At 52.8% G+C, this 14,205-nt stretch carries 12 protein-coding genes; 10 read left to right on the forward strand and 2 right to left on the reverse strand.

Going from position 1 to position 14,205, the window contains the following annotated elements; all coding sequences use genetic code 11:
- Positions 1 to 76: 76 nt before the first annotated feature.
- From rhaA to BMX45_RS02735, 6 genes are all read left to right on the forward strand, one after another.
- Complete coding sequence (rhaA, locus tag BMX45_RS02710; protein ID WP_090908378.1) at positions 77 to 1,342, forward strand: L-rhamnose isomerase; 1,266 nt, start codon at positions 77 to 79, stop codon at positions 1,340 to 1,342.
- 71 nt (positions 1,343 to 1,413) lie between these two features.
- A complete protein-coding gene (locus BMX45_RS02715) occupies positions 1,414 to 2,883 on the forward strand; it encodes a rhamnulokinase (protein WP_090908379.1) in 1,470 nt (489 codons plus the stop codon).
- 30 nt (positions 2,884 to 2,913) lie between these two features.
- Complete coding sequence (locus BMX45_RS02720) at positions 2,914 to 3,690, forward strand: DeoR/GlpR family DNA-binding transcription regulator (RefSeq protein WP_090908779.1); 777 nt, start codon at positions 2,914 to 2,916, stop codon at positions 3,688 to 3,690.
- A 103-nt stretch (positions 3,691 to 3,793) separates the two neighbouring features.
- Positions 3,794 to 4,531, forward strand: a complete 738-nt coding sequence (locus BMX45_RS02725; RefSeq protein ID WP_090908380.1) for a (Fe-S)-binding protein — start codon at positions 3,794 to 3,796, stop codon at positions 4,529 to 4,531.
- A complete protein-coding gene (locus BMX45_RS02730; RefSeq protein WP_090908381.1) occupies positions 4,518 to 6,038 on the forward strand; it encodes a LutB/LldF family L-lactate oxidation iron-sulfur protein in 1,521 nt (506 codons plus the stop codon). Before BMX45_RS02725 ends, BMX45_RS02730 begins: the two co-directional genes overlap by 14 nt.
- On the forward strand, positions 6,031 to 6,771 hold the full coding sequence (locus BMX45_RS02735; RefSeq protein WP_090908382.1) for a LutC/YkgG family protein: 741 nt from the start codon (positions 6,031 to 6,033) through the stop codon (positions 6,769 to 6,771). Before BMX45_RS02730 ends, BMX45_RS02735 begins: the two co-directional genes overlap by 8 nt.
- Before the next feature lie 171 nt (positions 6,772 to 6,942).
- On the opposite strand, the gene BMX45_RS02740 is transcribed toward BMX45_RS02735, so the two are convergent.
- The gene (locus BMX45_RS02740; RefSeq protein WP_090908383.1) at positions 6,943 to 7,797 is read right to left on the reverse strand and encodes an SDR family oxidoreductase; all 855 of its coding nucleotides are present in this window, start codon (positions 7,795 to 7,797) and stop codon (positions 6,943 to 6,945) included.
- A 300-nt stretch (positions 7,798 to 8,097) separates the two neighbouring features.
- On the opposite strand from BMX45_RS02740, the gene BMX45_RS02745 reads away from it, so the two are divergent.
- Positions 8,098 to 9,606, forward strand: coding sequence for a UDP-N-acetylmuramoyl-L-alanyl-D-glutamate--2,6-diaminopimelate ligase (locus tag BMX45_RS02745; protein WP_090908384.1), 1,509 nt, complete (start codon positions 8,098 to 8,100; stop codon positions 9,604 to 9,606).
- 13 nt (positions 9,607 to 9,619) lie between these two features.
- On the forward strand, positions 9,620 to 10,717 hold the full coding sequence (locus BMX45_RS02750) for a PQQ-dependent sugar dehydrogenase (protein WP_254777923.1): 1,098 nt from the start codon (positions 9,620 to 9,622) through the stop codon (positions 10,715 to 10,717).
- 222 nt (positions 10,718 to 10,939) lie between these two features.
- Here BMX45_RS02750 and BMX45_RS02755 read toward each other — a convergent pair whose 3' ends face one another.
- Complete coding sequence (locus BMX45_RS02755; RefSeq protein WP_090908386.1) at positions 10,940 to 11,587, reverse strand: helix-turn-helix transcriptional regulator; 648 nt, start codon at positions 11,585 to 11,587, stop codon at positions 10,940 to 10,942.
- 293 nt (positions 11,588 to 11,880) lie between these two features.
- On the opposite strand from BMX45_RS02755, the gene BMX45_RS02760 reads away from it, so the two are divergent.
- Positions 11,881 to 12,117: an indolepyruvate ferredoxin oxidoreductase subunit alpha gene (locus tag BMX45_RS02760; RefSeq protein WP_009592106.1), complete on the forward strand. Its 237-nt coding sequence runs from the start codon at positions 11,881 to 11,883 to the stop codon at positions 12,115 to 12,117.
- A 905-nt stretch (positions 12,118 to 13,022) separates the two neighbouring features.
- Positions 13,023 to 14,183, forward strand: a complete 1,161-nt coding sequence (locus BMX45_RS02765; RefSeq protein ID WP_090908387.1) for an ROK family transcriptional regulator — start codon at positions 13,023 to 13,025, stop codon at positions 14,181 to 14,183.
- Positions 14,184 to 14,205 lie beyond the last annotated feature (22 nt).

A 14,205-nucleotide genomic window follows, 5' to 3' on the forward strand; every position in this document is an offset into this window, starting at 1 on the left:
AATCAAGAATTCTTATTAAGATGGGGCGCTGGGTTGATACAACCCGGCTATCCTCATTCATAGGGGAGGATATGCGATGAGGCAGGACGTTGCAAGGAACTTTGAGGAAGCTAAACAGCTCTATGGGCAGCATGGCATCGATGTGGACCAAATCTTGACAGAACTTGAGCGCATCAAAATCTCCATCCATTGCTGGCAGGGAGATGATGTTCGCGGATTCCTGTTCCGTGATCAGGACCTGTCCGGCGGCATTTCCGTGACCGGGGAATATCCCGGTGCAGCCGAAACGCCGGACCAGCTGAGAGCCGACCTGGAAAAAGCGTTATCGCTCATTCCCGGATCCCACAAGGTGAATCTCCACGCGATTTATGCGGATACCGACGAGTCCGTTGATTTGGATCAGCTGGAGCCGAGGCACTTCCAGTCCTGGGTGGATTGGGCCAAGGAGCAGGGGATCGGACTCGATTTTAATCCCACCTGCTTTTCCCACGACAAGTCGAAGGACGGGTTTACGCTGAGTCATGCCGACCCGGCGATCCGTCAATTTTGGATTGATCATTGCAAGGCTTCGCGAAGAATCGGAGCTTATTTCGGTGAACAGCTGGGTCAGACCTGCGTGACGAATATTTGGGTTCCGGACGGCTACAAGGATATGCCGGTAGACCGAATGGCACCGAGACAGCGGCTGAAGGATTCGCTGGATGAGATTTTTGCCGAGGAGATCAATCCGGAATGGAATTTGGATGCAGTCGAGAGCAAGCTGTTCGGGCTCGGATCCGAAGCCTACGTTGTGGGTTCGCACGAGTTCTACATGGGGTATGGCATTCGGAACAACAAGCTGATCTGCCTGGATGCGGGTCATTTTCACCCAACCGAGAGCATTGCCGGCAAACTGTCGTCGCTCGCCCTTTTCACCGATGGGCTTCTCCTTCACGTCAGCCGGCCGATGCGCTGGGACAGCGACCATGTCGTCATCATGGACGATGAACTGACCGAGATCGGACGCGAGCTGGTGCGCAATCAACTGCTGGATGTTACCCATATCGGACTGGACTTCTTCGATGCCAGCATTAACCGCATCGCTGCGTGGGTTATCGGAACCCGCAATACGATCAAGGCGCTGCTGCGCGCCAAGCTTGAGCCGGTCGATCGGCTGAAGCAGGCTGAGCTTGAAGGCGATTACACGACCCGCCTGGCGTTGACCGAAGAGTTTAAATCCTATCCGTTCGGAGCGGTGTGGGATTACTACTGTGAACGTTTGGGAGTGCCGGTCAGAGAAGAGTGGCTGTCCGAAGTGAAACAGTATGAACAGGACGTATTGCTGAAGCGTTCGCAGGCATGAGAAGAGATGGAATCGTCATCGGGTTCATGCCCGAACCGTTGATTATGATCTGACAAGGAGGCTGGGGAGCGTTGAGCGTTCTTGCATTTGATTTGGGAGCAAGCAGCGGCAGGGCGATGCTGGGCCAGCTGAACAGCCGCACCATCGGCGTGGAGGAAATCCACCGGTTCCCGAACGATCCCGTTCGAATCGGCGACCGCTTCCAATGGGATATCTTACGGATCTACCATGAGATGAAACAGGGCTTGCTCAAGCTGAAGGGGAAACATCGCTTACCGTCGAGCATCGGCATTGATACTTGGGCGGTGGATTTCGGGCTTCTGGATCGGGGCGGGGAGCTGCTCTTGAATCCGTATCATTATCGGGACACGCACACGGATGGCGTGATGGAACAGGTCTTCCGCGAACTGACGCCTGGAGAAATTTTTGATCGGACGGGAATTCAATTTCTCTCGTTCAATACGATGTACCAGCTTGCTTCGCTCCAACGGAAGAAACCCTATCTGCTTCAAGAGGCTGAGCGATTCTTAATGATCCCCGATTTGCTGCGCTATTTCTTGACGGGCGAGATGGCGAACGAATTCACGAATGCGACCACGACGCAGCTGTATAACCCGCACTTGGCCAGCTGGGATGATCATCTATTGAAATCATTGAAGATCCCTCGTGGGTTATTTCATCCTGTGGTTCAACCCGGTACCCATATCGGGGGGTTAAGGCCTGCCGTAACCGAGGAACTGGGGCTTCCATCCATCCCGCTTTATGCGGTTGCAGAGCATGATACGGCTTCCGCCGTGGTCGCGGTTCCTGCATTGGAGCGGTCGTTCGCCTATTTGAGCTGCGGCACCTGGTCGTTGATGGGGACCGAGGTCGACCAGCCGGTCATTCATGAAAGGGCCCGTGAGCTGAACTTCACGAATGAAGGAGGCGCATACGGCACGTATCGGCTGCTCAAGAACATCATGGGGCTGTGGATCCTGCAGGAATGTCAGCGGACCTGGGAGCGGGAAGGGATGTCGTATTCGTATCCCGAATTGGTTCATATGGCGGAAACGGCGCCGGCATTTGCTTGCTTCATCGATCCGGACGATTCCATGTTCCTTCCTGCGGGAGACATGCCGAAACGGGTAAGGGAATATGCGGCCCGCACGAACCAGGGCGTTCCGCAGAACGAGGGCGCGCTTGTGCGCTGCATTATGGAAAGTTTGGCCATGCAATACCGATATGTGCTGGAGTTGACCGAGGAATTGTCCGGACGGAAATTTCAGGGCTTGCATATGGTAGGCGGTGGCATTCATAATGAAACATTATGCCAGTGGACGGCGAACGCCATTGGGAAGCCGGTATGGGCGGGGCCTGCGGAAGGCAGCGCCATCGGCAATATGGCCGTACAGTTCATTGCGCAGGGCGAGCTGTCCGATATATGGGAAGCGCGCGCAGTCATTAGGGAATCCTTCCCGGTCAAGACCTACGAGCCGCAGGATGCCCCCTTATGGGAGGAAGCTTACGGGCTGTTCGGTCAGTGGACCGGGAAGAGATAGAATATACGAACAGTAAGGATGGGCGGTATGATGCTGGTTGCAGAACGATATGAGAAAATAGTACAGTTGGTCAACGAAAGAGGGAGCATTCGCGTCTCCGAGCTGAGTCAGCTCTGCGGCGTAACGGAGGAAACGATTCGCCGCGACCTTGACAGGCTGGAGCAAGCAGGACGCCTGCGCCGTTCCCACGGGGGAGCGGTTAGCGTGAAGGATCAACCGGAAATTCAGCGGTCTCAGCCGGAAATACCGTATGCCGAACGGGAAATCATGCATGCGCTGGAGAAGCAGCGAATCGCGGAGGAAGCGGTCAAGCGAATCCATCCGAACGACCGCATCCTGCTGGATGCAAGCTCAACCGCGTGGTACATGGCCAAGATCATACCGGACATTCCGATGACCGTGCTGACGAATTCGATTAAGGTGGCCGTTGAGCTGAGCACCAAGGAGCGCGTTCAGGTCATCTCGACGGGCGGGATCCTGGCTCATCGTTCCTTGTCCTTCGTCGGTCCGCTGGCGGAGCGTTCGCTGGAAGCTTACTACGTGGATAAAGCCTTCCTCTCCTGCAAGGGCGTGCACATGGACCGGGGCTTGAGCGAATCCAATGAGCTGCAGGCAAGAATCAAGCAAAAAATGATCGGGATGACGGATGAGACCATTCTGCTTGCCGATGCCAGCAAATTCGGCACGCAGGCTTTTGCGCAGGTGGCCGACCTCGCCGAAGTGAACCTGATCATCACCGACCGGAGATTGACGGAAGAGGAAGCGGCGCCTTATCGGGCGCTGGGTCTTCGAATCGAATCCGTATAGAGCAAGCTGCTGGATCATATCAACATGGAATCCCCCCGTTCCGGTGGGTTCTTGCTAGAGGCCGACTCATCGGCCTATCCTGACGATTAGCGGGGTGAAAAGTTTGAAGATTTCATTGTTTGTCACTTGTCTCAGCGATGCCTTGTTCCCGCGGGTAGCTGAATCGATGGCAAGACTGCTGGCAAGGTACGGCGTGCAGCTGGAATTCCCGGAAATCCAGACCTGCTGCGGCCAACCTGCCTACAACAGCGGTTATTGGGAAGAGGCGCGCATCAGCGCCAGGACGATTTTGGACGCTTTTGACGACAGCGACTTTGTGGTGTCCCCTTCGGGGTCCTGCACGTATATGATTCATCATTATCCGGATTTGTTCAAGGACGATCCCGTTTACCTGGATAAAGCGAAAGCGCTTCAATCCAAATGCTATGAGTTTACGCAATTCCTCGTCGACGTGCTGGGCGTGACCGATGTTGGCGCCGTCTATCCGCACAAGGTAACCTATCATCCTTCCTGCCACGGCAGCCGCCTGCTCGGGGTAAAGGACGAACCGATGAAACTGCTGAGTCACGTCAAAGGGCTGGAGCTCGTCCCCTTGCCGTTTGCCGAGGATTGCTGCGGGTTCGGGGGAACGTTTGCCGTGAAAATGGCGGATATTTCGGGCGCGATGGTAACGGAGAAAAGCGATCATGTGCTGGAAACCGAGGCGTCCGTGCTGGTCGGACTTGACATGGCCTGCCTCATGAACATTGCCGGCAATCTGCGTCACCGGGGCGAGAAGGTTCAGGTCAAGCATTTGGCCGAGCTTTTGTACGAGGGGGTGAGCGTGCATGAGCACAGCTGAGACGAAAGCGCAGACGGTGAAGGAGCGTGCAGGTTACGCTCTGAACAATGAATTTCTGCGCAATGCGGTGAAGTTTACAACAGAACGGCTGCGGCTTGGCAAAAAGCTGGCGTCGGAGGAGCATGGCAACTGGGATGCGTGGAGGGAACGGGGGCGCCAAATCCGGCTCCATACCATTGCGCATTTGGATTATTATTTGAATGAGTTTGCCGAGCAGGCCAGGGCGAACGGAGCGCATGTCCATTTTGCGGAGACGGCAGAAGAAGCGGTTGCGATCTCCCTGCAGATTGCGGAGCATAAGTCGGCTAAATCCGTCGTCAAATCGAAATCGATGGTGTCCGAGGAGCTGCACCTGAACAAGGCACTGGATTCCATCGGGGTGGAGGCCGTGGAAACGGATCTCGGCGAGTACATCATTCAGCTTGCGGATGAAACACCTTCCCATATTATTATTCCAGCCATCCACAAAAACCGTTATCAGATCGCAGAGCTGCTGTCCGCGGAGGCGGGCGAAGCGCTGCCGCCGGATACGGCGATTATGGCGGGGTTCGTCCGCATGAAGCTGCGCGAGAAATTTCTCGAAGCGGACATTGGCATGACGGGCTGTAATTTTGCCATCGCGGAGACGGGCTCGATGGTCCTGTTCGAGAATGAAGGCAATGCCCGGATGGTGACGACCGTGCCGAAGACGCAGATCACCCTAATGGGCATGGAGCGGATTATTCCCTCATGGTCTGACCTCGAGGTGATGGCTACCTTGCTGCCGCGGTCTGCGACCGGCCAGAAACTGACGGTATACATGTCCGGCATCAGCGGGCCGAAGAGAGAGCTGGATGCCGATGGACCAGACGAAATGCATATTATCATTATCGATAACGGGCGCTCTCTCCAGCTCGGCGATCCGGAATTCCAGGAGCTGCTCAATTGCATACGATGTGGCGCCTGCCTAAATGCTTGTCCGGTATATCGTCATATTGGCGGGCACGCCTATGGAGGTACGTATAGCGGCCCAATCGGTGCCGTATTAACGCCGGCCTTGAACAAGAACGTCGCGGAATGGGACGATATCGCCAACGCATCCAGCCTGTGCGGCGCCTGTTATGAAGCATGCCCGGTCAAGATCCCGCTGCATGACATGCTGGTATCCTTGCGCCGCCGGAAGATTGAAGCCGGACGCGGCGATAAGCTGGAAGCGATGGGGATGAAAGGCTTCTCGGCGGTCATGGGTAATGCCAAGCGTTACCGCAGTGTGGTATCCCTCGGAAAATGGGGCCAGAAGCTGGTGGTGCGGGGCGGGGAGATCCGAACGAGGATCGGTCCTTTGAAGGGATGGAATTCGTACAGGGTGACCCCGAGTCTCCCCAAACATTCCTTCCGTGATCGATGGCCCGAGATGGAGCAGGATATTCGCAGAACCTCGGGGACCATGGATCCTGTAATCGCCGACCGGTTGAGGGAGCGGCTTCGAATGCAGAAGTCCGGAAAGGGGGAGAATGCGCATGACTAACGAAACCGATCGCGGCTGGTTAACCCGACTAGAAGAACAATCCCGCAGGAAGCAGGAGCAGTTCATGGATGGGATCGCCGCGAAGCTGGGTAGAGATCGGATTCGCTCCGCTCCGGAGCACCCTTTCCGCGGTGCCCCGGATTTCTGGAATGAATTTAATTGGCCGCTCGAGGAGAAAATTACGCAGTTTACCGCAAACTTTGAAGCAGCCGGAGGCCATGTGGTCAGACTGAGCCATCGCGAAGAGGTCACCCGGTTTATAAGGGATAAAGCGATGGAGATGAGCGCAGCTACGATTCTTCGTCAGCAGGAGGACGCGCTGGATCGATTGGGTCTGGAAGAGAGTCTGCCGGATGCGCTGGTTCTCTCCTGGAACGAAGCGGCGGACACGGACTGGAGGGCTGTTGCCGCCAGAGCCGACTTCGGCGTTGTCATGGCCGATTACGCTGCGGCTTACACCGGTTCGATTACGGTGAAGTCCGCCCCGCATAAGGGTCGTTCGGTCAGCCTGCTGCCGACCGTGCTGATGGCTATCATTCCAATTGACAGAATGGTTACCCGATTAGGGGAGATTCTCGTTCAGTTCGATCAGGCCGGACGTGAGCAGCTGCCAGCGGGAATCCATTTCATATCGGGTCCGAGCCGTTCCGCCGATATCGAGAACGATCTGACGATTGGCGTTCACGGACCGGGCATCGTATATGCTTTGCTGGTAGATTCCTACGAAACATAATGTTGAGCCCCAAGCCGGGAGCAGTCCATTGGCTACTCCCGGCTCGGGCTCATTTAGATTATAGAGATACATAAGTTTTCAGAGAAACTGAAAACTTGATTCACACCTATTCCGCCTTCTGTTTCCGTCTTTGGTGAAAGTAGATGGAAAGCTGTTTTTCTCGCGTATATACTATTTGCCTTTGCGCGTCAGCTCGGCCAGCCGATCCCACTGCTCATGGGTCACTTCGGCCAGCTCGTTAAACTGCCCTGCCCCCTGCAGCCATTCGCCGCCGTCGATGGTGATCACGTCGCCATTAATATAGCCGGCATAATCGGAAATCAGATAGGCGGCGAGATTAGCCAGCTCCTCAGCATCCCCAACGCGCTTGAGGGGGATGCGGTCGATCATTTTCTGTTCCAGTTCTGGCGTAGGGGATAATCTTGACCAGGCGCCTTCGGTTGGGAACGGACCCGGGGCGATGGCTACCTGGCGTATGCCGTAGGGTGCCCATTCCACGGCCAGGGAGCGAGTCAGCGCAAGCACGCCTGCTTTGGCAGCCGCGGACGGGACCACGTAGCCTGAGCCCGTAGAAGCGTATGTGGTGACGATGTTGAGCATCGTCCCGCCTTTGCCTTGTTCAATCCAGCGTTTGCCGACCTCCAGGGTGGCATAGAAGGTGCCGTGCAGCACGATGTTGAGCACGGCATCCACAGCCCGAGGAGAAAGGCGCTCCGTGGGACTGATAAAGTTCCCGGCCGCATTGTTGACAAGCACATCAATGCCTCCGTAATGCTGCTCTGCCGCTTCAACAAGAGCCGAGATTTGCGCAGGGTCGCGAACATCGCAGCTTTTGTACCATACCTCGCAGCCCTTCTGCTTTAATTCTTCTGCGGTCTGCTGCAGCACTTCTTCCCGGCGTCCGCATATGGCGAGCTTAGCGCCCAGCAGCGCGAATTTCTCTCCCATGGCGCGTCCCAGGCCCGTGGCGCCTCCCGTAATCAAAACGACTTTATCGCGAAGCAAATCGTCGGTGAACGGTCCCATCGAAAGTTCCCCTTTCAGGCAGATATGGATCTTCGGATCCTTTGTCCGCGTTCTTTATAGAACAGGCTGCATACATTCCATGCTTCTTTTCTTGCAACCGCTTACTTTAAGCGTAACATGGTTAGCGAATCCAGTCACCACTTTGTTAGTTCCCTAATTCAGTTTCAGAAGGCCCTTGCTTGGTTAGGTTAATTAGAAATGCTGGTTAAAACGATACATAGTCGTAAATTCTACATCTTATACATCACGCTGCCACCTGACCCTGGGTATATGATTACATCACGAGATGAGGTACCAGACATGATTCTACAATCACTGACGGATCAGCTGATATTAAAAAAGATTACGGGCCGTACTTCCGCGGATATCACGAACCTGGAAACAGATTCAAGAGAAATCCGGCCGGGCGGCATGTTCGTCTGCGTACCGGGATTTCACGTGGACGGCCATGATTATGCCGAACAGGCGATACGGAATGGGGCTGTTGCCATCGTGGCCGAGCGGGAGCTTTGTGGACTGCCAGGAAACGTTACGCAAATAACGGTGCCGGATACAAGAAGAATCCTGCCGATTCTCGCAAACGCTTTTTTTGGCGATCCTACGCGGCGATTGAAATTGATTGGAATTACCGGGACGAACGGCAAAACGACGACGACTCATATGGTAGATCAAATACTTAACGACGCCCGCCGCAAAACAGGGATCATCGGCACCTTGTATATGAAGATTGGCGAGCACGTGGAGAAGACATTGAATACTACGCCGGATACGATCCAGCTCATGCGTTATTTTCACACCATAATCTCGCATGGCGGTGAATACGGCGTTCTGGAAGTATCTTCGCACGGATTGGATATGGGAAGGGTGCGTGGATGCGATTTTCAGACGGTCGTCTTCACGAATTTATCGCATGATCATCTAGACTTCCATCAGACTATGGAGAGCTATCGCAATACGAAAGAGCTGCTGTTTGCCCAGCTGGGTAACAGTAACCGTGACATGCAGAAGAAGGCCGTCTTGAACGCAGACGAAGCCGCATCCTCTTATTACGCTAAACGAACATCCGCACAAATCTTAACCTATGGCATTCAGAATCAGGCGGACGTCCGGGCAACGCAAATTCATCACTCCAGGGAAGGCTGCGCCTTTCATGCAGAAACGCCCTGGGGAAGCAGCGACGTTTATCTGAAGGTGCACGGAGTACACAATATATACAACGCGCTGGCCGCCATGACAACCTGTCTGCTGGAAGGGATACCGCTGAAAGAAATCCGCGCAAGTTTGGAGCAATTTGCAGGGGTTCATGGCCGGTTTCAAGAAATACAAACAGGACGCCGTTTTGGCGTGGTGGTCGATTATGCGCATAATCCGGACGGTCTTAAAGCAACCTTGCAATCCGCCAAGGCCATTACTTCAGGCAAAATGATATGCGTGATGGGCTGCCGGGGCGAGCGGGACCGTTCGAAACGCCCGATCATGGCCGATATTGCAGCCTCGTATTCGGATTATGTATTGTTCACGGCCGACAATCCGTTCTCTGAGGATCCGGAGCAGATCATGGCCGAGATGCTGGGCGGTTTAACTTCCCGCGAATCGGAGAACTGGGAGGTTGTCTTAGACCGTAAAGAAGCAATTCAACGCGCAGTGGAAATGGCCGGTGACGAGGACAGGATCATTATTACCGGAAGAGGGCACGAAACCCGTTATGTTGCGGGCAGTCGGATCGAATCGTTTAGCGATGAGGATATCGTGATGAGTTCTTTGCAGGGCATAGCGCAGGACATCCAGATGATGACACCGAAGCCCTGAATAAACCCGGGAGGTGCTGGATTTGAAACGAAAGATGTTCGGCGTGATGTTTACAGCGGCGCTTCTGTTTCTTGCTGCATGTACAAGCCAGTCGTCCCCTTCGGCTGAAGAAGGAACCCAGGAGGAGAAGCGGGAAGCGACTCCGGATTCTTCCTATCAGGTGCTTGCGGAGCAATTGAGAACGCCTTGGTCCATCGATTTTGACGGTGAGACGATTTATATCAGCGAGCGGGAAGGGAATATCGTTCAGATCAAGGGCGGCACACTGAACAGACAATCGGTACATACCGAAAAGCCGGTTTTGCATCAAGGAGAAGGGGGATTTCTGGGCTTTGCGTTAGCGCCTGATTTTCGGGATTCCGGAAAAGCCTTCGCCTATCACACCTATGATCAGGGTGGAACACTGTTGAACCGGCTGGTTCTGCTGGAGTTGAAGGGAAACCAATGGAGGGAGTCCCAAGTCTTCCTTGAGTCCATTCCCGGCTCCAACGTGCATAATGGCGGCAGAATCGCGATCGGGCCCGATGAGATGCTATATGTTACGACGGGAGATTCGGGCGAAGGCGAGCTTGCGCAAAATCAGGAGAACCTGGCAGGCAAAATATTGCGATTGACGCTGGACGGGAAAGTCCCGGCGGACAATCCGACGGCAGGTTCTTACGTCTACACGTTAGGGCATCGGAATTCGCAGGGCTTGGCCTGGAATTCGGATGGGGACTTTTACAGCTCGGAGCACGGGCCTTCCGGCACGCCGGGCGGACACGATGAGATTAATGAAATCACGGCCGGCAGCAACTACGGCTGGCCCGAGATTTATGGCGATGATACGTTGGAAGGCATGGAACTCCCGCTGTACCATAGCGGCGAAACGGCAATAGCTCCTTCCGGCATCGCTTTCGACGAGCAGGACCGCTTGTACGTGGCGACCCTTCGGGGACAGAAGCTGTACCGGTTCCAGCCGGAGAAAGCCGCGCTCGAGACCGTACTGGAAGGCGAAGGCCGATTAAGAGACGTTAAGGTCCATAACGGCAAAACCTATGTCATTACCAACAATACCGATGGCCGGGGCGTGCCGTCCGATCAGGATGATCGACTGCTTGTACTGGAATAATTCCAAGAAACATACATGTCTCGTGATTCAAGAGAATAGGATAGGACAAGTGCTATAAGAAAATCGTCTATCGACGTACTTTCTCAGAAGACAGACCTCATATAGCGGAGGTTCTTCTTGCGAGTAAGGTGGGGAAGCCTCGGAAGTTTATACTTTCTTATCTCTTAACAAAAAAAGGGCCCCTTCCCGTATGGAAGGAGCCTGAAGTGGCAATAACAGATATTATGTTTGTTTGGCTTCGGCTTGCTTTCGGATCCGGTACACGCATTTCTTATCGCCTTTGGCAAGACATTCGGTACGTTCCACATCCGCCTCCAGCAAGGATTGAAACAGATCAAGTTCGCAGCGGCATGCATGCTGGTACCGGTTGGCTACCTGGGAAATCGGGCAGTTCAGTTCTTCAAGCACATATTCTTCATCCGCGATTTTTTGGTAATCCACCATGTACCCGTTGTCATTCTGAATCTGGGCAAGGGCCGCGACCCGATCTTCGAGAGTTTCGGCTTTTACCGTCGGCGTGTACTTGTTCAGCAACGTGTCTTTGCGCTTGTCGAACAGCAAAGATATCATTTCGTCGCCGGCCTCGTCCTGGAGCTCGTTAAGCAGATCGAGGGCAAGCGAATGATAGTTCTTAGGGAAAAAATCCTCTGCAGATTCAGTAAGACTGTATAGGGACACGGGTCTGCCCATCGGCTGCTTCACGGTTCGATACGTGATGTACCCTTCATTCTTCAAGCTCTCCAGATGTCGACGGACGGCCATGCCCGTAATGCCCAATGCCTCGGTAATGGATTTCGTGCTGAGTTCACCATTTATTTTCAACATTTGCATGATATACTCGCGGGTGCTGTATGCAACTTCTTGATCCACTATAATCACCGCCTTGTTTCTCGATGAATGCTTCCTTTTGCAACAAAAAAGGTTAAAAAGCAATATGTCTCATCTTATGTCTTTACCTTCTATAAGTCAACCGGAATGGCCGTTTTCAAGGCTGTTCTCTCGCGGTTTGTTGACAACTGGCATGATTAACCACATAATTATGATATATTTTAGTATAAAAAGTATAGAAACCGAGCAAATGAATGAGTAATGGACTTTTTGAAATGATAGCCCGGCGTAGCATTTAGAAGATTCTTATTACACTTGGGAAGGTGGAATCACGGATGTATGTTATTGGCTCAGCTTGTATCGAAGAGAAGGCGGGAGAATGCGTTGACGTTTGCCCAGTGGATTGCATCGAGGAAGGGGACGACCAGTTCTATATCGACACCGATATATGCATTTCCTGCGGTGCCTGCGAAGCGGCGTGTCCGGTAGCGGCCATTTACTATTTTGAGGACCTGCCTGAGGACGAAAAGCATTATTTCGATAAAGCGGTGGAATATTACAAAAACAAGTAGGGTGCTCGAGCGCTCCGGTTTGAGGCTATCGGGCGCTCCGGTTTGAGGCTATCGAGTGCTCCGGTTTGAGGCTATCCGCTCTGTTGTCCGTCCGTTTCCGGAATGGAAATAGGCAAGGTAGAAACGGACTCCCAAAGGATCGGCTATCCTCAAACCTCCGCTGGGGGGAAAGATAAAAGACTAAAGATAAGAGATAAAAGAGATAAAGAGATAAAGAGATTAAATATAAGAGATTAAGATTAAAGATAAGGGACTTAAAAGATTAAGAATTGATGTATAAAGGATTGCAAGCGATTGAATCTATATGTTATGTGTGTCAAAACAAAGCGGTTAAGTTAAATAACCGGAAAATCGTAAAGCAGCGCTCATGCTCGATCTATACATAAGCCATCCGGGATTTCGAGGCCCCCCTCGAATTAATTTCTCGGGTGGTTTAATTCGTTTTAGGCGAATGATGCAAGGATGTCCTAAACGAGCTGGGACAATACCGAAAATATCATAAGATGTACGCCACTTATAGCCATTCGGGATCAAGAATGTTCCATCATTCTTTTCTCGGGTGGCTTTATTATTGGGGTGAAACGACGTTGTTACCTACATTTTAGGAGTTTATACGTCATGTTCATGTCATGTTGTGCGTGATAGGAGGTCATCTGTATGTATGCAGGAGATTGAATTTCTTTCGTAAAAAAGTGAAATGCTTACATTTCCAGAATCAAAAAAATAATTATTTAAATGTGTCATATATATTGACACTTTTACAAAACACGTTTTATTATTAATATCACTGGAGAATAAAAATATTAAAACTGATAATAATCACTGTTTTTTGATGATTTCGGATCTTTTTATTTGGAAAATTGATCTAATTAATCTACTGGTGAAATTAAATAGGGGATGTCTTCATGAAAAAGCATGATCAAGACTTTATGAAGCGGCAGAACAGACTCACAGTATTTCAAATCATCAAGAATGAACAGCCGATTTCAAGAGCCGTCATTGCCAAACAGACGGGCATGAGTCCGACAACGGTCAGCCGGATCGTATCGGAGCTGACGGAGGAAGGATACGTTCACGAAACGGAAGAGCAGGCCTCGGCCGGCCGCGGCAGAAAGTCTTCCTTAATAAGGCTGCTGGATACGGCGGTCATCTCGATCGGCGTCGAACTGGATCGGCATCAAGCGAATATCGGATTCATTGACGTTCAGGGTAACGTATTGTGCAGCGGAAGCTTTTCAAGATCATCCGATGAAACGGCAGATGTCACGGTGACCCGGATTGCGGAAACCATTGAAGAGCTGATCGCCGAATGCGATATCGACCGAAGACGGGTGGTCGGCATTGGCGTTGGACTGCCGGGCATCATCGATGTCGACGCCGGCATCGTCAATTTTTCGGTACAGCTGGGATGGAAGAATGTGGGGCTCGCCGAGAGGCTCAAGGAACTAACCGGGCTTCAAGCTGTCGTGGACAATGAGCTGAAGGTGAAGGCGCTGGCGGAGCAGCTCAAGGGCTCGGCCTACGGCTCCAACCGTACGGTGCTCCTGGGCTTCGGTAATGGCGTCGGATCGGCGCTCATTCTGGAGGGGGAGATTTACCGCGGGGTGACGAACAGCGCCGGGGAAATCGGTCACACGACCGTGGACCCAGAAGGCATGATGTGCGACTGCGGGAAAGCCGGATGCCTCCAAACGTATATCAATATACCGTCCTTGTTGTCGGAAGCCAGCAAAATCAAACCCGTCCGCACGATCGAGGAGCTGTTCGCGGAGAGGCGGGCCGGAACGCGCTGGGCAAGCTATTTGATCGATCGGGCCCTTGCCTATATGGCGATTACGATCAACAACGTCGTCAGCATGTACAATCCGGACAGCGTCATTTTGAGCGGCGAGTTTCTGGACAAGTTTCCCGAAGTGTACGAGGAGATCACCAACCTGTGTTACTCGCAGTATATCTGGGAACCACTTCAAGAATCCTTTGCGATTGTTCGCTCGGAGCTTCACGAGCATGGGGTCATCATCGGGTCGGGACTTGTCGCACAGGACCGTTACTTTCAATTGAATTAATTCATCTGGAGATCGGGGGAGC

The sequence above is a fragment of the Paenibacillus sp. cl141a genome, from assembly GCF_900109305.1.
In the GTDB taxonomy this organism is placed as follows: domain Bacteria; phylum Bacillota; class Bacilli; order Paenibacillales; family Paenibacillaceae; genus Paenibacillus_AQ; species Paenibacillus_AQ lautus_A.